This is a genomic window from Natronobacillus azotifigens (assembly GCF_026805325.1).
In the GTDB taxonomy this organism is placed as follows: domain Bacteria; phylum Bacillota; class Bacilli; order Bacillales; family Amphibacillaceae; genus Natronobacillus; species Natronobacillus azotifigens.
Genome location: NZ_JAPRAT010000008.1, coordinates 24,395 through 47,113 on the forward strand (window position 1 = coordinate 24,395; position 22,719 = coordinate 47,113).

At 37.9% G+C, this 22,719-nt stretch carries 21 protein-coding genes; 13 read left to right on the forward strand and 8 right to left on the reverse strand.

Annotation, left to right across the window (positions count from 1 at the left end; translation table 11 throughout):
• Positions 1-141: 141 nt before the first annotated feature.
• Both OWO01_RS05710 and OWO01_RS05715 read right to left on the reverse strand, forming a co-directional pair.
• On the reverse strand, positions 142-639 hold the full coding sequence (locus OWO01_RS05710; RefSeq protein ID WP_418936204.1) for a GNAT family N-acetyltransferase: 498 nt from the start codon (positions 637-639) through the stop codon (positions 142-144).
• Between the two features lie 144 nt (positions 640-783).
• Complete coding sequence (locus OWO01_RS05715) at positions 784-1,605, reverse strand: DUF368 domain-containing protein (RefSeq protein WP_268779469.1); 822 nt, start codon at positions 1,603-1,605, stop codon at positions 784-786.
• A gap of 1,148 nt (positions 1,606-2,753) precedes the next feature.
• Here OWO01_RS05715 and OWO01_RS05720 point away from each other — a divergent pair.
• The 7 genes from OWO01_RS05720 to OWO01_RS05750 all read left to right on the forward strand — a co-directional run bounded on the left by OWO01_RS05720 (position 2,754) and on the right by OWO01_RS05750 (position 9,525).
• Positions 2,754-3,317 (forward strand): HD domain-containing protein, encoded by a 564-nt coding sequence (locus tag OWO01_RS05720; RefSeq protein ID WP_268779470.1) that lies wholly within the window; start codon positions 2,754-2,756, stop codon positions 3,315-3,317.
• A 640-nt stretch (positions 3,318-3,957) separates the two neighbouring features.
• The gene (gene ehuB / locus OWO01_RS05725) at positions 3,958-4,929 is read left to right on the forward strand and encodes an ectoine/hydroxyectoine ABC transporter substrate-binding protein EhuB (RefSeq protein WP_268779471.1); all 972 of its coding nucleotides are present in this window, start codon (positions 3,958-3,960) and stop codon (positions 4,927-4,929) included.
• Between the two features lie 173 nt (positions 4,930-5,102).
• Positions 5,103-5,762 (forward strand): amino acid ABC transporter permease, encoded by a 660-nt coding sequence (locus OWO01_RS05730; RefSeq protein WP_268779472.1) that lies wholly within the window; start codon positions 5,103-5,105, stop codon positions 5,760-5,762.
• Positions 5,762-6,490 (forward strand): ectoine/hydroxyectoine ABC transporter permease subunit EhuD, encoded by a 729-nt coding sequence (gene ehuD / locus OWO01_RS05735; RefSeq protein WP_268779473.1) that lies wholly within the window; start codon positions 5,762-5,764, stop codon positions 6,488-6,490. The genes OWO01_RS05730 and ehuD overlap by 1 nt, the downstream gene beginning before the upstream one ends.
• Entirely contained in the window at positions 6,490-7,260 is a 771-nt protein-coding gene (gene ehuA / locus OWO01_RS05740; RefSeq protein ID WP_268779474.1) for an ectoine/hydroxyectoine ABC transporter ATP-binding protein EhuA, read from the forward strand. The genes ehuD and ehuA overlap by 1 nt, the downstream gene beginning before the upstream one ends.
• Positions 7,261-7,492: 232 nt before the next feature.
• Positions 7,493-8,185: an ABC transporter ATP-binding protein gene (locus tag OWO01_RS05745; protein WP_268779475.1), complete on the forward strand. Its 693-nt coding sequence runs from the start codon at positions 7,493-7,495 to the stop codon at positions 8,183-8,185.
• Complete coding sequence (locus OWO01_RS05750) at positions 8,182-9,525, forward strand: ABC transporter permease (protein WP_268779476.1); 1,344 nt, start codon at positions 8,182-8,184, stop codon at positions 9,523-9,525. Before OWO01_RS05745 ends, OWO01_RS05750 begins: the two co-directional genes overlap by 4 nt.
• A 378-nt stretch (positions 9,526-9,903) precedes the next feature.
• On the opposite strand, the gene typA is transcribed toward OWO01_RS05750, so the two are convergent.
• From typA to OWO01_RS05765, 3 genes are all read right to left on the reverse strand, one after another.
• Positions 9,904-11,724, reverse strand: a complete 1,821-nt coding sequence (gene typA, locus OWO01_RS05755; protein ID WP_268779477.1) for a translational GTPase TypA — start codon at positions 11,722-11,724, stop codon at positions 9,904-9,906.
• Between the two features lie 94 nt (positions 11,725-11,818).
• The gene (locus OWO01_RS05760) at positions 11,819-13,138 is read right to left on the reverse strand and encodes a sensor histidine kinase (protein WP_268779478.1); all 1,320 of its coding nucleotides are present in this window, start codon (positions 13,136-13,138) and stop codon (positions 11,819-11,821) included.
• Entirely contained in the window at positions 13,135-13,827 is a 693-nt protein-coding gene (locus OWO01_RS05765; RefSeq protein WP_268779479.1) for a response regulator transcription factor, read from the reverse strand. The genes OWO01_RS05760 and OWO01_RS05765 overlap by 4 nt, the downstream gene beginning before the upstream one ends.
• Positions 13,828-13,982: 155 nt before the next feature.
• On the opposite strand from OWO01_RS05765, the gene OWO01_RS05770 reads away from it, so the two are divergent.
• On the forward strand, positions 13,983-15,290 hold the full coding sequence (locus OWO01_RS05770) for a S1C family serine protease (RefSeq protein WP_268779480.1): 1,308 nt from the start codon (positions 13,983-13,985) through the stop codon (positions 15,288-15,290).
• Positions 15,291-15,666: 376 nt separating this feature from the next.
• Here OWO01_RS05770 and OWO01_RS05775 read toward each other — a convergent pair whose 3' ends face one another.
• Together OWO01_RS05775 and OWO01_RS05780 are read right to left on the reverse strand one after the other, a co-directional pair.
• The gene (locus tag OWO01_RS05775) at positions 15,667-16,116 is read right to left on the reverse strand and encodes a GNAT family N-acetyltransferase (protein WP_268779481.1); all 450 of its coding nucleotides are present in this window, start codon (positions 16,114-16,116) and stop codon (positions 15,667-15,669) included.
• Positions 16,117-16,131: 15 nt separating this feature from the next.
• A complete protein-coding gene (locus tag OWO01_RS05780) occupies positions 16,132-16,581 on the reverse strand; it encodes a GNAT family N-acetyltransferase (protein ID WP_268779482.1) in 450 nt (149 codons plus the stop codon).
• Between the two features lie 95 nt (positions 16,582-16,676).
• On the opposite strand from OWO01_RS05780, the gene OWO01_RS05785 reads away from it, so the two are divergent.
• On the forward strand, positions 16,677-17,537 hold the full coding sequence (locus tag OWO01_RS05785) for an NAD(P)-dependent oxidoreductase (protein WP_268779483.1): 861 nt from the start codon (positions 16,677-16,679) through the stop codon (positions 17,535-17,537).
• A 53-nt stretch (positions 17,538-17,590) separates the two neighbouring features.
• Here the strand turns inward: OWO01_RS05785 and OWO01_RS05790 are convergent, their stop codons facing one another.
• Positions 17,591-17,884: a hypothetical protein gene (locus OWO01_RS05790; RefSeq protein ID WP_268779484.1), complete on the reverse strand. Its 294-nt coding sequence runs from the start codon at positions 17,882-17,884 to the stop codon at positions 17,591-17,593.
• A 197-nt stretch (positions 17,885-18,081) separates the two neighbouring features.
• Between OWO01_RS05790 and trhO the strand changes: the two genes are divergently transcribed.
• The 4 genes from trhO to OWO01_RS05810 all read left to right on the forward strand — a co-directional run bounded on the left by trhO (position 18,082) and on the right by OWO01_RS05810 (position 22,703).
• Entirely contained in the window at positions 18,082-19,047 is a 966-nt protein-coding gene (gene trhO, locus OWO01_RS05795; protein ID WP_268779485.1) for an oxygen-dependent tRNA uridine(34) hydroxylase TrhO, read from the forward strand.
• A gap of 145 nt (positions 19,048-19,192) precedes the next feature.
• Positions 19,193-19,672 carry a glutathione peroxidase gene (locus OWO01_RS05800; RefSeq protein ID WP_268779486.1) on the forward strand — a complete coding sequence of 160 codons (480 nt, stop codon included), beginning with the start codon at positions 19,193-19,195 and terminating at the stop codon, positions 19,670-19,672.
• Between the two features lie 370 nt (positions 19,673-20,042).
• Positions 20,043-21,587 carry a spore germination protein gene (locus tag OWO01_RS05805; RefSeq protein WP_268779487.1) on the forward strand — a complete coding sequence of 515 codons (1,545 nt, stop codon included), beginning with the start codon at positions 20,043-20,045 and terminating at the stop codon, positions 21,585-21,587.
• A 21-nt stretch (positions 21,588-21,608) separates the two neighbouring features.
• Complete coding sequence (locus tag OWO01_RS05810) at positions 21,609-22,703, forward strand: GerAB/ArcD/ProY family transporter (protein ID WP_268779488.1); 1,095 nt, start codon at positions 21,609-21,611, stop codon at positions 22,701-22,703.
• The last annotated feature ends 16 nt before the right edge of the window (positions 22,704-22,719 follow it).

Here is a 22,719-nt window from a genome sequence, read left to right on the forward strand (position 1 = left end):
GACCTAAAGGCCCTTGAACCATTCGGGGTGCTAGCGTCCGTTACTCCCACTTAAACTACTTGCTTTTCTCGTTGTTTTGAAGTGGGAGTCTTACGGATGGTTGCTCCGGAATAAAGTGTGTTCATGATAAGGAAACAGCAATTATAGATGTTTTTCATAATAATATAACTCTGCCTGATCTTGTTCATTTCTTCGGGCTTCTACAAAAGCAAAACCATTTCGACTAAATAAACGTTGCGCATGTCGATTATCAGCGAATGTATCTGTATTTAAATAGGAAATATCCTTTTGTTTTGCTAGCAGTTCAATAAAACGAAAAAATTGATCTGTAATCCCTTTACCTTGTTGTTCCGGATCAACGGCTAATCGCTTGATTGTCCAACTTTTTTCGTGAGCGGACCATGAAATTAAAGGGTATTCTTCATGGCCTCTACTACTTATTGTACAAACACCAACAATCTGATCTGCTTGTTCACAAACAAAAAGTTCTCCTCTTTCCACATCTTTTTGATAATGAACTGCACTCGGATACGATTGATCCCACTGTTCATTTCCTTGTTTACGCATTACGCTTACTACCCGTTTAATCATTGGCATAATATTTTCAATATCCTTTTTTGTAGCTTGTCTAATCAACATAATCCCCCCACTGATTGTTATCCATATAGCATGATCGAAAGACCTTTGAACCCTTCAGAGCGTTAGTGACCGCTACTGTTGCTTCGAGACAACTCAACAAAGAAAAAAAGACACAATCGATGATCATGTCCACTTTCCTCTTTTTTATTTTACTTCTTTATACTCCACTCGCCCAAGAACGTAGGCTACAAAAAGACCAAGTGCAAAAGTAGCGATACTCAGTAACGTTTCTTCTACCGTGGCTGGCCATCCAGGAAAGATCACAACAATCGATCCTATTACTAAACCAATGACAACCGCGTACGTACCTATAGCGAAATTCGCTAGAAAGTACTTTATGATTTTGCTCATCGTAGCAATACCCGTTACAATACCTAAAGCTACAACAATTAAGATGGATAAATTTAATTCATTTACTGCATGGATAATCGTTCCGAACGCACCAAGAATAATTAATAGTAAGGATCCACTAATTCCAGGTAAAATCATTGCTGTACTCGCAACAAAACCAGTAAAAAACAAATAAGCATAAGTAGCAAAATTCATTTCAGGGATTATATAGGTCGCATCTCCAGGCAATATATTTAACGATGCAACCAGAGCAGCGGCAACCATCAATAAGCCAATATGTAGCCCTTTAAAGTTCACTTTTGCTTCTGATTTTTTAAATAAATAGGGCAAAACACCAAGAATCAAACCCAAAAAGGTAAATTGAGTCGGTACAGGATAATGATCAAATAACCAACCAATCACTTTCGATAAGGATAAGATCGCCCCTACAACTCCTACACCAAGAGGAATTAAGAAACCTAGGTGTTTTTTCCATTCTTTACTAAAGAAACCATTAATCGATTGAATCAACTGATCATAAATTCCAAGTACAAGCGCAATTGTCCCACCACTCACACCAGGAACAACGTCAGATGCTCCCATCATCAAACCACGATAAATATTTTTCCACTCCATCTATGTTTTCCCCTTTTTGTAGAATGTTCGAAAAGTCAGTATATCATAAATAACATTTTTCTTCTTTGGTCTGATACTACCAACAAAATGAGGGCAAACTTACAATCTGCCCCCCATTTGTGCCGACTTGCTCAAACTCTTCGAACACACATTTTTCTTACAAACTGGTTGTACTTTTTTGTATTATACCAAAACCTTTGCATACTGGGTATAGATACTTTTCCTAACTATTATTTACAAACCTCCACTACTTCCATTCATATACAAGGCTTGTCTTTCTGTATGGTTATTCGTGAATTCGCAGTTTTATTCATCTTCTCGTCATTCCAACTATCTTTTTTGCATATACTTTCATTGTTAGGCTTATAACTCATAACTTCAATCAGAAGAGGTTTTTAGGTTCCCTACTGATTGTTAGCCCTAGGTGTCCATATATTTGTCAAAAACAAGAGGAAGTAACTTCTACTGCCACATCACCGTTAACAACTGTTTTTCTAAAGCGACTACAACAATTTCACCGATCTGAATATATAATCAATCTTGACTTGATAAGAAACCATCCGTCCTTTTTAAAAATAATAAGAAGCTATATTTTATCAGGGGCTGATGGCGACAAGCTGTAGCGCGAAACTTTTTCCAACAAGTAAAACGACAGATACCATGAATGGTCATCTGTCGTTTTACTTGTTGGAAAGCAACCATCAGACCTTACTATATACTAAAAAATCTTTTGCATCTACTTAAAGATAAAGTGAAACTTCAATCAGTGGGGTTTTTAGCTATTCCCCCCACTGATTGTTAGCCCTAAAGGAGACCTAAAGCCCCTTGAACCATTCGGGGGGGCTAACGTCCGTTACTCCCACGCAAACAACTTGATATTCTCATTGTTTTGAAGTGGAAGTCTTACGGACGGTTGCTCCGGGATAAAACACCTAAAAATGAATTTTGCTATTTACTTCCTAATCGAATGAAATATAGGTATAATGTAAAAAACAAATCGTATATAGTAAGGATAACATTTACAGATCAATTAGAAAACTTTACTTTCATACTAACCTACTGCTTTAGAATGTAAAATAGGATGCTAATTTCCTTTAACTACAGATCCATACTGAAGGTAAATTAATTATACATGAAGAGGTGAAAAAATGATTACAGGAAACTTAATGCGAGCTATTACCTATGCAACGAATAAACATGATGGTCAAAAACGGAAAGTAGACAAAACACCCTATATCGCACACCCCTATCGCGTTGCCATGTTATTAAAAGAGTATCAATGTTCGGAGCATGTGGTCATCGCAGGCTTACTACATGATATTGTGGAAGATACGGACGGGACAATAGGCGGAATTACGAACTTATTTGGAAAAGAAGTAAGAGACTTGATCGAATTTGTAACAGAGTTAGACAAGAAAACCGATTGGGAAGAAAGAAAAGAGCATAGTATCGAAAAAATTAAAAATGCGCCTATGGATGCTAAGCTCGTTACCTGTGCTGATAAAATTGATAATTTACAATCCATGTTAGATAGTGAAATGATATATGGAAATTCTATGTGGAGATCTTTTGAGCGTGGGAAAAAAGATCAACAATGGTATTATCAAAAAATGTATGAGAGTGTCGTTTATCAAATCCCCCACCACGAGCTACACCCGTTAATGCACTTATACGAAAAATTACTCCAACAATTTATGGAAGAGCGTATATAACTATTCTGAACATTTCAGAAATAACATCATATTTAACACTCTATTAAAGAGGAAAGAGTGAATACCGTTCAAAATAAAAGGATCAAAAGTAATGATTTTGATCCTTTTATTTTGAGTACTTTAAAAAAGTTTAGATTACAAATCCATTATATATAAAGACTATCAAGAACCCTGTCATGCAACGGTTTCTGATAGTCTTTTTTCATTTCAGGTTACGAATATTTTTATTCACTTAAAAAAGTTTATTCAAGCTTGTCATCTAAATCATAACAGGCACCACCAATCCAAAACGCTATTTCTCTTTCACTTGATATACGATTATCCATTTCTCTTACAATCCTATACCGCTTTTTAGCAAATATTGTGTATTTGCTAGCAATTCCGAAGATATATCCATATGTTTTTATCTATTTCAGCTTAACTAATTAGATCGCTCAATATGGAGGTAAATCGTAAATTTTCTGAATTTACCGAGTTTGAACCAAATTTGATCTACCTATAACATTATATACATGCATGTTGGAAATGATGGATTACCTATCCTCTTTTCAACATCACAGATGATAGATACTTAGAAAAAGGTCATCACACAGAAAAAGATTTAACTTGTTTTACAATAATTTTAGGAGGGGTATTTAACTTGAAAAAATTACTTAAAGTATTGTTGTTTGCTTCCTTGTTACTACTAGTAGCTGCGTGTGGAACAGATGATAATGATAATGACGCAACTGGGGATAACGGTGCAAATGATAACGAAACAGAACAAACAGATCCTAACGATAATGGAACAGATGAAAACGATTCTGATGAACAAGGTAGAATAGCAGAATTACAAGAATCAGGTGTAACCATCGGATTCTCTAATGAAGCACCATACGCTTACGAAGAAAATGGCGAATTAAGAGGTGCTGCAGTTGATATTGCTATCGCAGTATTTAATGAACTTGGAATTGACAATGTAGATGGCCAATTATCTGAGTGGGGACAATTGATCCCAGGACTACAAGCTGGTCACTTTGATGCAATCACAGCAGGTATGGCAATTACTGCGGATCGTTCAGAAAATGTTAACTTCGGCGAACCTGAAATGCAATATGGGGAAGGTCTAGTTGTTGAAGCTGGAAACCCACATGATATTCATAGTTTTGAAGATATTGCGAACAACCCTGACATTACTGTCGTTGTTATGCAAGGTGCTACCGCACATGACTTCTTATTAGAATCAGGAGTTAGCGAAGACCAAATCGAAACGGCTCCAGATGTGCCTGCAACATTTTCTGCTGTCCAAGCAGGTCGTGCAGATGCAACAACTGGTACAGAAATGACTGTTCGGATGGCATTTGACTCTGCTGACACAGACGATTTAGAAATTGTAGAAACATTTGAACAACCAGACATTCACGGTGTGCCAAGTTATGGTGCTGCAGCATTTAGATTGGATGATACTGAACTTCTTGAAGCTTATAATGAAGCACTACAAACGTTGCTAGAAGATGGAACAGTGGAAGAGCTGTTAGAAGCAAATGGATTCAGTGCTCAAACCAACTTTGTTCCAGCTGGAGAAATTACAACAGAGGAAATCATCGAAGCAGATCGGGCAGCAGAAGAATAATTTTATAAGACTTACATGATTTATAACTCCATAGGGTCCAGCTCCTCTCCTAGGGGACTGGATCTATTTTTTTACTGCAAAATAATCTTCTTCTGTATCTACTTCAAACGATAGCAAGTAAGAGATTATTTTTTTATCTGTCTTTTCAATATATATTATAAGGAGGGAATACAATGGATAACATCATTAGCATTATTACGCAAGTCGCCAAAGGATTAAACATAACCATTTCGGTTCTTTTAGCTGCTGCATTATTATCCTATTTTATCGCCTTTGTCGCTGGCTTATGTCGCTTGTCTAAAAATATCTTCCTACGAAAGTTCACTGGACTTTACATTGAAATCTTCCGCGGAACCTCCCTGATCGTGCAACTTTTTTGGTTTTATTATGCCATCCCAATTTTATTTAACATTGACCTTGGATCAAATTGGTCAATCGGGGTCATTGCGATTGCTATGAATTATGGCGCTTATTTATCTGAAGTAGTACGAGGATCGATTTTATCTGTAGCAGATGGTCAAACAGAAGCAGCAACTGCTTTGAACATGTCGAGCTTTCAACGGATGCGCTTAATTATTTTTCCACAAGCTGTACGAATGATGTTGCCTGAATTCGGTAATTATACAATTCAAATGTTAAAAGGAACATCACTTGTGTCTTTAATTGGAATGGGGGATATCTTATATCATGGTAATATCATGAGAAGTACGAACTTGTCACAAGCCCCTCTTATTTATTTAATTATTTTAATCTTCTATTTCGTTCTCGCTCTCCCATTGATTTGGTTGACAAGAAAAGGAGAAAAGATTGCAAAGAAGGGAGTGGCTAGTTAATGAATGGAAATGAATGGAGTTGGGAAACATTCTTTGATGCCCTTCCCGTTGTAATGGAAGGTTTAAGTATTACTGTAGGATTAACCGTTAGTTCTTTCCTGCTTGCATTATTGTTTGGTTTTGTATGGGTATTTTTACGAAGAATCCCTTATAAACCTTTAAATTGGCTTTTCACATGGATGATGGAATTTATCCGTTCAACGCCACCGTTAGTTCAGCTGTTCTTTATTTATTTAGCTTTACCTGTACTACCTGTAATAGGTATTACCTTAAGTTCATTCGCAAGTGCAGTAATTGGACTAGGAATTCACTTTAGTACCTATATAGGAGAAATTTATCGTGCTGGTATTGAAAGTGTAGGTAAAGGCCAATGGGAAGCAGCAACTGCACTCAATTTTTCCAAACGGGATAAATGGACAAAAATTATTTTGCCACAAGCCTTCCCACCAACGATTCCTATGATAGGGAATTACTTTATTATCATGTTTAAAGAGGTTCCTTTGGCTTCTACGGTTGGAGCCGCAGGAATTATGTATATGGCTAATAATTATGGTTCTCAACACTTTAATTATTTAGAGGCGATAACCATTGTTGGTATCATCTTCTTGGTGTTAAGTTATCCTTCTGCTGTGTTAATTAGAAAATTAGAAGTGAAAATGAATACACGTTTTGATAAGAACGCAAAGATCAAGGAAATCAAAGAAATTGATAAAGGAGCAATGCTATAATGGCTGAACCCATTGTTAGATACGAAGACGTGCACAAGTCCTTTGGAGATGTAGAAGTGTTAAAGGGAATAGATTTAGATATCTATCCTGCAGAGAAAGTTGCTATTATCGGCCCAAGTGGATCCGGAAAGACAACAATCATTCGGATGTTAATGACATTAGAAAATCCTACTTCTGGCGATATTATCGTAGATGGTACAAACCTTTGGAAGATGGAAAAGAACGGTGAAATGGTCGAAGCAAATGAAAAGCACTTACGTAGTGTACGTGGGGATATCGGAATGGTATTTCAACACTTCAATCTCTTTCCACATATGACAATACTAGAGAATTGTATGACTGCACCAATTAACGTAAAGAAAGAAGATAAAAAGGAAGTGCGCGAACGTTCGATTCAGATGCTTGAGCGCGTTGGACTTGGCGATAAATTAAACAATTATCCAAGTCAACTTTCTGGTGGACAAAAGCAACGTGTTGCGATGGCAAGAGCTTTGGTCATGCGTCCGAAAATCATGCTGTTTGATGAGGTAACATCAGCACTAGACCCCGAATTAGTCGGTGAAGTGCTTGAAGTTATTCGTGACATCGCAAAAAATGATGATATGGCGATGGTATTAGTTACACATGAAATGGACTTTGCCCTAGATATCGCTGATAAAGTACTTTTCCTTGATGAAGGTGTCATCGCTGAGCAAGGTTCTGCAAGTGACGTGATTGAACATTCTTCAAACGAACGTTTACAAGGCTTTCTTAGTAGATTTAGAGGGTAATCGTTTCGAATCAAAAAAAGTAGCACTTGGATCAGGCCAAGTGCTATCTTTTTTTTGCGATTTAATCTAAACAAAGACCGCATTCTCGGTAAGATTGTACTTATTCACTGCTGGATTAATTATGTTTCTGCAAAAATACAGCCATTTCTCTCCTCGTAATTTTTTCATTTGCTGTACATCTTTTCTCCTCTATGTTTCGTCTATAAAGAGGAGACAAGAATGGAGGAATAATATGATTACTGTAGAAAACCTATCTCATCATTTTGAATTAGGAAAAAGGGGCAATCAAACGAGAATCCCTGTATTACACGATATTTCCTTTGAAATCAAGCAAGGAGAGATCGTCACAATTATCGGAAGAAGTGGGTCTGGGAAATCAACACTATTAAACTTAATAAGTGGCTTCATCCGCCCAATTGCTGGTGATATTTTTATCACTGATACGAATGTTACCAAATTTAACGAAACGCAATTCGCTGATTTCCGCTTAGATAACATCGGTTTTATTTTTCAAAATTTCCAACTGATTCCGAGTATGACTGCTTTTCAAAATGTAGAATTACCGTTAATTCTTAAAGGGCTCAGCGAAAAAGAACGGAAAAAAATTACGGACGAAACATTGAAACGAGTCGGACTAGAAGCATATCATACTCATTATCCAAGTGAATTATCTGGCGGTCAACAACAACGCGTGAGTATCGCTCGAGCACTCGTTTTAAATCCACCGATCATTTTAGCCGATGAACCAACCGGGAGCTTAGACAGTGAGACAGAAGCGGACTTATTAAACTTTATTCAGCAATTAAATCAAGAAATGGGCATAACCTTCCTAATCATTACCCATGACAAAGAAGTGGCCAATATTGGTAATCGCTCCATAGAAATTCAAGATGGTCGATTAGTGCAAGGAGGGAGCGCATCATGACTGGTAAAGATAAATTTCGCTTTGTAAGACAAAATATGAAGAAAAGTAAAATGAGAATATTCATGACAGTATTAGCTTCGGCTATGGCGTGTACCTTTTTGATCGTTCTTGCATCTGTTGGCTTCGGTTTACATCAAACCGTTCTTAGGGACGTGATGGAGGAAGATGCGATCAACGAGATTAGTATATACGGCACAGAAGATGAGGATGGACAATATCGAAACATAAACAAAGAGGATGTGGAATATTTCAGATCATTAGATGATGTGAGAGCAGTAAGTACCTTAATCTATTTAAACCAGCAACCAGAATATATTGTAGATACCCATCACATTCATGCAAATACTCGAGTCTCTGAATTTTTTGGCGAAGAACAAGCAGGGATTCAACTCGAAGCTGGTGAGCTTCCATCAGCAGCTAACGAAATTATAGTTGGCTATCATTTTCTACAAAACTTAAGTCCTATCGAAACGGATGAAGATGTTGAAGTGTATGATGAAAACGGAAATATTCTCGATGAACTTCGATATACAGAGGATATTATTGGACAAACCGTTAGCTTCACCATAGAGAAATATATGGGAGATGATGAGTTTGAGTCAAAAGTATTTGAAGCGGTCATCACTGGAATTACCGAACAACCTGCCCGAGAATGGGTAGAGGATACGACGGTCTATATTACAGAAGAGATGCTTGCTTCGATTGAAAGTTATACAGAGACAACAAAAGGGAATATATACCCAGAAGAAGACGAATATGAGCAGTATTATACTGGTTACGATGATGTATATCTCTACTCCCATTCTCTACCGCATGTAGAGGCGTTAACTACGCAACTGCAAGATGAAGGCTATTATGTCTATTCTGTTGCCAGTCAATTAAAAGAGATTAACATACTCTTTAATATTGCAAAAGCTGGTTTGATTTTCATCGGTACAATTGCTGTGCTAATTGCATCAATAGGTATTTATAATACGATGACGATGGCTGTTACCGAACGTGCACCGGATATTGGAATTATGAAAGCCATTGGTGCAAGCCCGAAAACGATTAAACAAATTTTCTTATTAGAAAGTACGTATATCGGTTTGTTAGGAGCACTATTTGGAACAATCGTTGCATATATCATCAGCTATTCGGTCAATTTTATCATTCCACTTATACTTGAGGGTGTTTATGGAGAACCGTTACCGGATGGACTTAAGTTCTCTGCAATTCCTTGGACACTCGTTGTCATTGCGGTTACAATTTGTCTGATCGTTACGATCATTTCAGGGTCACGACCAGCAAAAAAAGCAACGAAAATTGATGTATTAAAAGCAATGCGACGGGAGATCTAATCGACTTATTTAAATAAGAAAAACAGAGCAAACCTGCCCGTTCCTTTTGGAAGAATAAGATATAGAGGATCTAGGCGGGTGGTGGTAACAAGCAAGCACTAGTCAATAGCCACACTATGATCTAAAGAACTAAAGCGCAGAGCGCCGGTTAAAAACGTAGCAATTGGAGCGAATCAATCGAGATAAAGCAATCATAGTAAGCTTGCGAACCGATGGTGGCTTGTCGTAGATTGCTTCATGAAGTTGCCTAGTTTTTGGCGCTCGAAGCTAGACGTGGCTATATCTGTTCCGAAAAGTTATCCACAATTCTAAAATCTTCCTAAGCAAAGAAAAAGCTAGGTTTCCAATAAGGAGACCTAGCTTTTCATATCAATACCTTTATTTTTTCTTTGCTGCTTTTTCTCGTTCGTTTTTATTTAACAGTTTCTTACGTAGACGAATGGTTTCTGGTGTTACTTCACAATATTCGTCATCGTTTAAATACTCGATTGCTTCTTCTAATGTTAATTTACGTGTTTTTCGAATCGTTGACGTTTGATCTTTCGTTGCTGAACGAACATTGGTTAAATGTTTTTCTTTTGTAATATTCACGGTTAAGTCATTATCACGATTGTGTTCACCAACAATCATACCAGCATAAACTTCAGTACCTGGATCAACAAAGATAATCCCACGATCTTCTAAGTTCATAATACCGTAAGTCGAAGCTTTTCCATTTTCCAATGCAACAAGAACACCTTGACGGCGACCACCAACTTGACCAGGAACAACTGGTTCATAGCTATCAAACGTATGATTGATAATTCCATAACCACGAGTTTGTGTCATGAACTCCGTAGAATATCCAATTAAACCTCGTGAAGGAACTTTAAACTCCATACGCACTTGGCCATTCCCTTGGTTCACCATATCAAGCATTTCACCTTTACGTGAACCTAATGATTCCATAACCGCACCAGTATGATCTTCAGGCACATCCACTTGTACGCGCTCCATTGGTTCACAACGGACACCATCTATTTCTTTAATGATTACTTGTGGTTTTGATAATTGAAGTTCGTAACCTTCACGACGCATATTTTCAACAAGAATAGATAAATGTAATTCTCCACGACCAGATACTATCCAAGCATCCGGTGATGCGGTTTGTTCTACCCGTAAACTTACATCGGTTTCTAGTTGCGTTAATAAGCGCTCTTCAATTTTTCTTGAAGTAATATATTTACCTTCTCTACCGGCAAATGGACTATTGTTCACAACAAAAGTCATTTGTAAAGTTGGCTCATCGATTCTTAATACAGGTAGCGCTTCTTGATGATCAACGGGACAAACTGTCTCACCAACATTGATATCTTCCATACCCGCTAGTGCGATGATATCTCCTGCTTTTGCTTCGGTAATTTCAACTTTCTTTAAGCCCATAAAACCAAACATTTTTGAAACACGGAAATTTTTCACTTTGCCATCTTTTTTAATCAAAGCTACTTGCTGTCCTACTGCAATCGATCCACGGCTAACACGGCCAATTCCAATCCGACCTAAGTAATCATTATAATCCAGTAACGTCACTTGGAATTGTAGTGGATCTTCTTCATTATTTATTGGTGCAGGAATATTTTTTAAAATAGAAGCGAAAACAGCTTCCATTGATTCTTCTTGTTGATCTGGCTCTTCACCAGACGTACCATTTAGTGCAGATGCATATACGACCGGAAATTCTAACTGGTCATCGTCAGCACCAAGCTCGATGAATAAGTCTAACACTTCATCAATAACTTCTCCAGGTCGAGCATTCGGACGGTCAATTTTGTTTAAAACTACAACTGGCGTCAACTTTTGTTCGAGTGCTTTTTTCAGAACGAAACGCGTTTGAGGCATACAACCTTCATACGCATCAACAACCAGCAAAACACCATCAACCATTTGCATGATTCGCTCTACTTCACCACCGAAATCGGCATGTCCTGGGGTATCCAAAATATTCACACGTGTATCTTTATAATTGATGGCAGTATTTTTCGCCAAAATAGTGATTCCACGTTCTTTTTCTATATCATTAGAATCCATGGCACGCTCATCGACTTGTTCGTTGTCACGAAAAGTTCCGGAATAGCGTAGTAATTGATCAACTAATGTTGTTTTCCCATGGTCTACGTGGGCAATAATTGCGATGTTACGAATATCTTCTCTAAATTGCATGCTTGTACATCTCCTCTTTTTAGCAAACATCCCTTAAGCTGTAACTGAGTAATTATAGCATACCTCATATGGAAAAGTACATGCTTTTTTCTAACTAAAAAGCAACAGTAAATCGAGCTCCTCCTAATGGGGAGCGTTCTACCGTAATAGATCCACCAGATCTTTCGATAATAGCACGTGAAATGGCCAGACCTAAACCCGTTTCCCCACCCTTTCCTTTGATAAACCTTTGGAATAATTGTGGGATCAACACCTCGTCAATTCCTTCACCGTCATCTTCAATCAGAATTAACGTTTGTTTGTTTACTCGCTTCACTTGAATACTTACTTTTGAATGAGCATGTCTAATACCATTTGTGACCATATTCATCATTGCTTGAAGCATCTTTTCTTGATCAACTTCTAATAGCACATCATCGGTAACTTCGTGTTCTAACGATATTCCCCGCTCACTTGCCATTGGCAAGGCACGATCAATCGTTAATTGGATTAACTCACGAACCGATAATGGTTCAGGTTGATAAATATTTTCATCACTATCGAGCTTAGCTAAAAGAATCATTTCATTGATAATTTTCTTTAGCCGGCTAATTTCATCTACCATCACTTCTAAACCTCGTTCTGAATCCTCCTCGACGAAAATACCATCTCTAATCCCCTCGGCATAACCTTGAATCGTCATGAGCGGGGTTTTTAATTCATGGCTAGCATTTTGAAAGAATTGCTGTTGTGACTGCATATAACGTTGCAGTTCATTGGCCATTTCGATAACACTTTCCTCTACCTCTTTAATTTCACCGCTAGCCTTAATCCGTTTGACATCATCAAATTTTCTTTTTTCAATTTTCTTTAATTGATACTTTAATTCCGTCAATGGAGTAACTAAACGATGCGTTAAGAAGTGGGTTAATAGAATAATGACGATAATCCCGATTAAAAAAATAATCATTAAACGATTAAACAAATTCGATTGAATGACTTGCAAATCGTCCAATGGCGTAATTAAAACAAGCTCCCTTTCCAATAAATTTGGATAAATCGGCAGAATCGACACCACATAACTCGTATCTCCCGCTCGCCAAAGTGGCTGTTCCGATTCGGTCAAATCATAACGATTCGCCCAATATTGAATGACCTCTACCGATAAAGTAGAAGACCATACAATCGGTTGGTCACGATTTCGGTCATAAATAAATAAATATAATTCCTCGTCATTGAGCCACTGGGAAAAATTTTGTGGCATCGAGTCACTAAACAAGAAAGGGGTAAGCATTTCGCCTTTTTCTTGTAATTGGTCCCGTTCATTTTGAATAAAGACATTTAACAGTAACGAGTTAACCATAACTGCTGCAATCGACATGATAATAAGCAGTAAGGTTGTAAAGGCTAACGTGAGTTGTGTTTGTAATTTCATGAAATATCCTCGTCATCTCTCAAACGATAACCATAACCCCAAACCGTTTCGATTGGGAGGCCTTCTAGTTTTTTTCGCAATCGCTTTACCAAATCATCTACAGCACGGTCACTGCCAAAATAGTCATCTCCCCATATTAAGGTGAGTAATTCCTCGCGAGAAAAGGCGCGATTTTTATTTTGCATCAAACTTTGCAATAACTCAAACTCCTTTGCAGTTACTTCTACTTCTTTCCCATACCAAAAAACACGTCGATCACTTACTTGTAACGTTAAGTTACCAACCTGATAATGTTCGACTTCATCAGTTGATTGGCTATCGGTCAACTTTGCTCGTTTAAATAACCGCTTCACACGAGCGACTAATTCTCTCGGACTAAACGGCTTCGTTAAATAATCATCACTTCCTAGTTCTAAACCGAGAATTTTGTCCACTTCTTCATCCTTCGCCGAGATGATAATGATTGGAACTTCACTCTCCTGTCTGATCTTTTTGCATAGTTCATACCCGTCCATACCAGGGAGCATAATATCTAATATCCACATATCAGGCTGATTGTTTCGCGTCTGCTCCCAGGCTTCTTCTGCATTATTAATCATAGAAACGATATAACCATTTTTCTTTAAATACGCAGCAACGATGTCACGAATATTCTGATCATCTTCTACAATAAAAATGTGATATGACATTGATTCACTCTCCTCTTCTCCTTTCATTTTCCCATATTTCAAGAAAAAATGCACCGTGTTTTATGTTCCATACTTTTTTCATAATTATTCCGAAATGTTGCCAAAACTACTGCTTATACTAGAAAATGTACAGAAAAGATAAAGGGGTGTCATAAATGTCTGAATATAATCATAGAGATATTGATAGCGAGCAAAAAGATCAAGATCTAACTGAACAGGATATAGATAAACAAACTGATTTTAAAGAACAAGTAGAACAAAGTAGTTTTACAGATGAAAATAACATAAAAGAAACCAACCAACCTCCAAAGTCGCAAAACTTATGGTCGATCTGGTTGAGTGGGATAACAGGAGGACTTACCGTAGCAGTGATCGGTTTTCTGTTACTTTTCACAGGAATTATTCCACTTGATGTGAATCACACAGATCAAGGAAATGGTGGCGAGGCTATGGAAGCTACCGCACAACAAATCATCCAGACAGCTACTGGAGATGATAATGTTTCTACTCAAATGTTAAGTGATGTTTCAGGAGCTGTGGTTGGCATCTCCAATATACGATCCTTTGACTTATGGTCCGATAATACCGCTTCCGGTTCTGGCTCTGGAGTTATTTATAAAGTAGACGAAGAAAATGCTTATGTAATTACTAATCATCATGTGATCGAAGATGCGGAAGAGATTGAAGTAATCTTAGCTAACGGCGAACAAGTTCGTGCTAGGTTATTAGGTTCTGACGAATTAACCGATTTAGCAGTTCTTGCGATCGATCCAGAACACGTTGATACAGTGGCTACACTTGGTTCTTCTTCTGATTTAGTAATCGGTGAAACTGCGATTGCGATTGGAAATCCATTAGGACTTGAATTTGCAGGAACGGTTACAAAAGGAATTATTAGTGGACTAGACCGTTCTCTTGAGGTGGATCGTAGTGGTGATGGAAGTGCCGACTGGACGATTGATGTGATTCAAACCGATGCAGCAATAAATCCCGGGAACAGTGGTGGGGCATTAATCAATCAACAAGGCGAAGTAATTGGTATTAATTCAATGAAAATTGCCACCCATGCGGTAGAAGGAATTGGATTCGCAATTCCTATTGATGAAGCTTTACCGATCATCGAGCAATTAGAAGCAAATGGACAAATTTCTCGACCATTGCTAGGAATCAGTGCTGTGGATCTATCAACAGTACCAGAAAGAAACTTACGAGAAACATTAAACCTCGACACCGATGTTACCGATGGCATTGTCATTGCCGATGTACACTCCGGTTCTGGTGCAGATGAAGCTGGCTTACAACGCTATGATGTTGTTACTGAGATCAACGGAGAATCTATCTCCTCGATGTTGAACTTGAGACGTTATCTGTATACAGAAACAGATATCGGTGAAACGATTACTATAACCTATTATCGTGATGGTGTAGAGCAACAAACCGATCTCACTTTACAAGGAGAATAAAAAATTTTTTCGAGTCAACGGGGAATGTACTGTTCCCCATTGACTGTTTATCAATTAGGATAACATTCACAAAGGATCTCCCCATTTTCCTTTTGTGAATTTCATATATAAGCTTCAGCTGTAAAGATACTTTTTTCTTTGCAGTAGCACTTGGACCAGCCGTGTCAGCTTAGCCGCGATTTGATTCGCCCCCCTCTTTTAATAAAATAACTCGGCTGTTTCAAGCAAAAAAAGACACCAGCTAATTCAACAGGTTAGCTGGTGTTTCTATTTATATAGAAAGGGTTCATAAATGCACCAAATGATTAAGGACACGCCTCTTCGTTGGCTCATTCCTGTGATCCTTGGCAAATTGGCTTCTCCTGTTGAACACGCATTAATGAGTTTTTTCTCTTATCATGTCTACGTGCGGAATTCCATCCTCTAGATAGTGTTCAGTCACTTCTACAAAACCAAAAGAGCGATAAAAATCGAGTAAATAGACTTGCGCATGTATTTTAATTTTTTCAACATCCCATTCGTTTGAAATAATCTCGATTGCTTTTGCGAGTAATTCGTGACCATATCCAGCTTTTCGATAATCTTTATGTACTAAGATCCTTCCGATCGAAACATCTTCATATAATACATCCTGTGGGATCAATCTGGCATATGCAGCGATTTGTCCATCTTTTTCTAAAAACAGATGCTGACAAGCTTGATCGACACCATCCACTTCTTGATACGGGCAATCTTGCTCCACGACAAACACAGAGACTCTAATTTGTAAAATTTGATATAATTCTGATAAAGATAGCTCGTCAAAGCTTTTTATTTTCCATCCCATCATTTATCCCCCTCATTATTTTTGTTCCAAGATCATATCCACATGCAAAATATCATAACTAAGGTACGGTTCTGAAACATCTACAAAACCAAAAGAACGATAGAATTTTTGTAAATAGGCTTCTGCTTGAATTTTAATGATTGGTTCATTCATTTCTTTTTGCATTATGTCAATTCCTTTTTCAACTAATGTTCTCGCATATGCCTGTCCTCGTTCTGCCTTTTTTACAATCACCCGACCAAACGATGCTTCTGTGCAAAAATAACCTCGAGGTATTAATCGCATGTAAGCAACTATTTGTCCTTCTTTTCGCAAAAATACATGATGAGACATCTGATCATAACCATCAAAATCTTGATAGTTACATTTTTGTTCCACTATAAACACTTCCGTTCGTAACTGTGCAATCTCATACCAATCGTGTTTATCTATTGTAGAAAATGTTTTACACACCCATTCTAGCAAGCGATTCTCCCCCTTTATGTAAACAAGTTTCTTTGCTTCTGTTTGTGATTGCGCTAAAATTATCATAACAAATCCGAAGGGACTGAGGTAGGAATATGAAAACAATTGGTTTCATTGGCACCGGCGTGATGGGAAAGAGCATGGCGCAAAATCTGATCAACGCAGGGTATGAGGTACATATTTATACAAGAACGAAAGCAAAAGCAGAAACCTTATTGCAAGCTGGAGCAACATGGCACGATCATGTTGCAAGTCTTGCTCACGTTTCTGATATCGTGATTACGATTGTTGGTTATCCAAGTGACGTTGAAGAAGTATATTTTGGTTCAGATGGGATCATTGAAAATGCAAAGGCAGGAAGTTATTTAATTGATATGACAACATCGAAACCAACATTGGCCAAAAAGATTGCTGAAACAGCAAGACAAAGACAGTTGACGGCTCTAGACGCTCCTGTTTCAGGTGGTGACATTGGCGCCCAAAAAGGAAGCCTCGCCATTATGGTCGGTGGAGATCAAACAGGCTTTGAAGCTGTTTTGCCTATTTTTGAAGTCATCGGTGAAAAAATCATTTATCAGGGTGAAGCTGGTGCTGGCCAACATACGAAAATGTGTAATCAAATTGTGATTGCATCTGGAATGATTGGTGTATCTGAATCGATTGCTTATGCACAAAAAGCAGGCTTAGATCCAAGTCGAGTACTAGAAAGTATTACTACCGGAGCTGCTGGAAGCTGGGCATTGTCCAATTTAGCACCTCGAATCATTCAACATGATTACGCACCAGGGTTCTATGTAAAGCATTTTATTAAAGATATGAAAATCGCTTTAGAAACCGCTCAAGAGATGGGACTTATGACGCCTGGGTTGGAGTTATCTCTTCAGTTGTATCAACAACTTGCCGAAGAAGGCGAAGAAAATAGTGGCACACAAGCGCTTATTAAATTATTTCAGTAGCTTTCCATTTTCTATAACCAAAAAATGCGGTTCACATTAGCTGGGCCGCATTTTTATTTCTTTTCCATATGGTTTGCAACAACAAAAGCAAGATCATCATTTCCGTATGCTTGCAATACTTCCAATAATAATTCCCCTTGTATTTCATCTGCTTCTTTTTCCGATACCGTATGCTCCATCATTTCATCTAACACTTCATTGTCTGCTTGATTAGGATACGCCTCTTGATACAAAGCTTCCGGATCTAATTTATGATTGATGCACCATTGCGCAAACAGAAGGATCATCCCTTTTTCTTGCGCTTGATAGTTTTCAATAATTAGCTGTTCCCGTTCTTTTGCATCCATTTCATCACTTCCCCTCTTGAAAAATATACGATGAATCCTTGAGAATAGCAAATAACACTTATATTAGATTGAATTTTCAGATATATAACCAAAAGGTTGATAAAGTGTTGTATTTTTTGTATAATATGTCCTTGCAAGAGACTATCTCACGCCTACACACGTATCTTGCAAATACGAATCGATAGGTGGTTAATCGAATGGAAAAATATCAAGTATTATTGTACTATAACTATGTTCATATGAATGACCCGGAAGGCTATGCAAAAGAGCATTTGGCTTTCTGTAAGGAGTTAGGATTGAAAGGAAGAATTCTGGTTGCAGAAGAAGGGATTAATGGTACTGTTTCTGGTACGATTACTGCTACTGAGGCTTATATGGAAGCAATGCACAACGATCCACGTTTTGCTAACATGCCCTTTAAAATCGATCCTGCAGATGGACATGCTTTTAAAAAAATGCATGTACGCCCACGTCCAGAACTAGTTACCTTGCGATTGGATGAAGACGTAAATCCACTCGAAACAACGGGAAATTATTTATCACCGCAAGCTTTCTATGAAGCAATGCAAGAGGAAGATACTGTTGTTATCGATGCACGTAATGACTATGAGTATGATTTAGGTCATTTCCGTGGAGCGATTCGTCCTGACATTCATAGTTTTCGTGAATTACCAGAATGGATAGAAGAAAACAAAGAAAAGTTTGACGGAAAACGTGTGCTAACTTACTGTACTGGTGGAATTCGTTGTGAAAAATTCTCTGGTTGGTTAGTGAAGCAGGGATTCGAAGATGTGAACCAATTGCATGGAGGAATCGCTACTTACAGCAAGGATCCTCAAGCAAAAGGACAACTTTGGGACGGAAAAATGTACGTATTTGACGAGCGTATCAGTGTTCCGATCAATCAAGTCGAGCATGTTGTTGTTGGAAAAGACTATTTTGACGGTAAACCTTGCGAGCGCTATATAAACTGCGCCAATCCCGCATGCAACAAACAAATTCTCTGTTCAGAAGAAAATGAACATAAATATTTACGAGGTTGTACACACGAATGTCGTGTAACCGAGCGTAACCTTTATGTGAAAGAACACGAATTAACGGAAGCAGAAGTGAAAGAAAGATTGCTTCAAATCGAAGAGAATCAAACCGATCACGCGATCTAATGATGAACTTAGACTAACGATTTTGTTGGTCTAAGTTTTTTTTACTATACTTCCACATCTAACATTCCTCGTAAGCGAAACTCCAAGTAGTATCTTTTGACTTCCCCGGATGAGATTGCTATTTTTAAGAAAAGGAGGTTTGATGATGACTGTCCATGATTTTCGAGTACAAACCATTTCAGGAGAAGAAAAATCACTAGCTGATTACAAAGGAAAAGTATTGTTGATTGTAAACACAGCAACAAAGTGCGGGCTAAACAATCAGTTTCATGGATTACAAAAATTATATGACCAGTATAAAGATCAAGGTCTTGAGATTCTAGGTTTTCCAAGCAATCAATTTATGAAACAGGAACCAGGAACGGACGAAGAAATCCAACAAACGTGTCAGCTTGACTTTGGGGTCTCTTTTCCGATGTTCAGCAAGATTAAAGTGAACGGAAAAGATGCTCACCCGTTGTATGACTATTTAACCAATCAAGCATCTGGCGTTTTTGGTGGTAAAATCAAATGGAATTTCACAAAATTTCTTGTTGACCAAGAAGGACAAGTACTCAAACGATATGCTCCTACTACAGAACCTGAAGAAATTGAAGCGGATATTCAGAAAGCCTTAACAACTTAGCTTTTTTTATTTAAACAACTAGCTGTCGATGATGAATCGGCAGTTTTTTTGTTATACGTTGATGGAACGATCAACGCGTTAGAAAAAAATCTACTTCACATATGTACGATAAGAAAATTCACCCGGTCCCGTTTCTATTTAAAAATGAGTATCCCTTCTTCCAATCTGTGCATAAATCTCCAAATACCGTTCAATACTAGTGAATAATCATTTTATTCATTATTTACACTGAAGTAACGGACGATAGAACCCCGAATGCTTCAAAGGCCTTAGGTCATCCTTTAGGGCTAACAATCAGTGGCGGAATACCTAAAAACCCCCACTAATTGAAGTTTCACTTTATACGGCAAAATCCTTGGAGGTCTTGATCATGTTTAACCGAAAGAACAAATCAACAGCCAACACAACACAAAAACCTTTTGGCAAAGCAATTGAAGACCGAAAACAACAACCTATCCATCCTCAATTAGAAAAAAATATTCAAAAACTAAAAACATTATTTAAAGACGATACAGATTTTACTGTCCGTCCTTTTAAAATTTTTGGCCAGTCATCAGCAGTAGCTATTTATTTTGATAGTATTGTTGACAGAATTCTAATTAATCAAGATATCCTGAAACCCTTGATGCACAAATCTGATACATCAATTGACAAGGTTACGGTGAAAGAATTAAACAGATTGATTTTCGAAGAGACGCTGTACCAATCAGAGGGATCGGAAGAAAAAGATTTCACGAAAATTATTGAAGAATTGCTTCGCGGAAGTACCGTTGTTTTCATGGAAGGCCTCGAGAGTGCTTTTTTACTAAATACGTTTGATATAGCCGAAAGAGCAATATCCCAACCTGAAACGGAACAAGTTATCCGAGGACCAAGAGACGGTTTTAATGAAAGTCTAAACACAAACCTTTCCTTGGTTCGCTATCGACTACCTTCCACCGACTTACGGATTAAGTCAATGGAGATCGGAACAAGGACAAAGACCAAAGTTGCTTTTTTATACATGGAAGATATCGTAGATCCAGCACTATTAGCAGAAATTGAAGAACGACTAAACAATATCGATATTGATCGTATTTTGGACACTGGTTATATAGAAGAAAACATTCAAGATAATCCAAGATCACCCTTCCCTCAAATTCAACATACTGAACGACCAGACGTTGTTGTTGGGAATGTTTTAGAAGGGCGGGCTGCAATACTTGTGGATGGTTCACCTTTTGCGTTAATTGCACCTGCGACAATCGGGCAATTTATCCAAGGCCCTGGGGATTATAATGATCGCTACATGTTGAGTACATTAACTCGAATCATTCGGGTAATTTCGTTAGTAATCTCACTAATTATCCCTTCCCTTTATGTTGCTGCAATATCATTCCATCCAGAATTGATTCCGACCCGTTTTGCCGTAGCGATTACAAGCGGGCGAACAGGTGTACCATTCCCGTTGTTATTTGAGGTTCTTTTAATGGAAGTAGCCATGGAAATACTAAGAGAAGCTACCATACGAATGCCAAAACAAATCGGTGGAGCCTTAAGCATTGTTGGAGTTCTAGTTATCGGGCAAGCAGCAGTTGATGCCGGTTTTGTTAGCCCTTTAACCGTCGTAATCGTTGCACTAACTACGATTGGTTCTTTCGCAACTCCAAGCTATAATATCGCCGTTTCCTTAAGAATGTTGCGATTTCCGATGCTAATCATGACTGGGATATTGGGGTTATTTGGCTTTATGATGAGCTGGATCGTCATCTCTAACCACCTTTTGTCTCTTCAATCATTCGGTATGCCGTACATGCATCCTCTTTCTCCGGGTAATTCGAGTGATATGAAAGATTTCGTTTTAAGATTGCCATTGCGTTGGTTGAATAACAGACCCGAAAGATTAAATTCACAAAATAAACCGCAGAAAAAGTAATAATGATAGGAGAGGATATTTGTGCCCAATCAAAGAGAACCCGTGACTACCGTACAACTTGCTTGTGTAATCATTAATAGCACAATCGGAATCAGTGTCCTCTCCCTACCTCGTTGGGGGGCAGAGATTGTAGGTTCAGGTGGGGTTTTCGCGACTTTTTTAGCGTTAATATTCTACTTGATTTTTTTGGTCATTCTATCTCTAGTAGCCCGACGTTTCCCTGAACAAAATCTTATCCAATTTGGCAATAAAATTGTCGGAAAATATATTAGTTTTATTTTCGGGTTAATGATTACCGTACTATTTGTATTACTAACCTCTATGGTAATCCGAGAGTTTGGGGAAGTGATGGCCACAACCTTATTACGTGAAACGCCCTTAGAAGTTAGCCTTTTTGTCATGTTAGCAATAGTCGCTATAGCGTCACGAAAAAACATATCAGAATTTGGGTACATTCACTTTTATTATATACCTTTTATAATAATGCCAGGACTCTTCCTTATATCGATGGCAATTCCGGAGGGAGATTTTTTCCGGATACTTCCTGTATTAGGAAATGAGCCGTCACTAACCGGAATGCTAGATAGCAGTATGACGATTATCGCACTGCCGTTTTTTCAAATAGGTCTTTATACACTAACGGTTATTTTCCCAAAGATGCAAGATCCCAAAAAAGCGCTAAAAGGGAGTTTATATGGTTGGATCGGGGTTTTTATTATGATTATGTCCATTACCACCGTTACCTACGCTGCGCTTGGTGCAGAACAAATTAACGAGGAGGTATGGCCAGTATTAGCTTTAGCTCGATCTATTAGTTTTCCGATGCCCCCTTTTCAACGGTTAGATATCTTTTTTATCGTATTTTGGATAATTACCGCGTTCACTACGATACTTAGTGGATTTCTAATTTCTATTCACACCTTCGCCGATACTTTTAAAATGAACAATCACCGTAAGCTATCTTACTGGTTTTTGCCTGTATTTTTATTCGTTGCTCTCGTTCCGGAGAACAATGTTCAAATGTATGATTGGATGCCAATTATCGGAAAAACTAGCCTGGTAATTACAGCAGGTTATCCTACATTACTGGTAATCATAAGTATGTTTAAAAAATAAACAGACAGGGGGGATA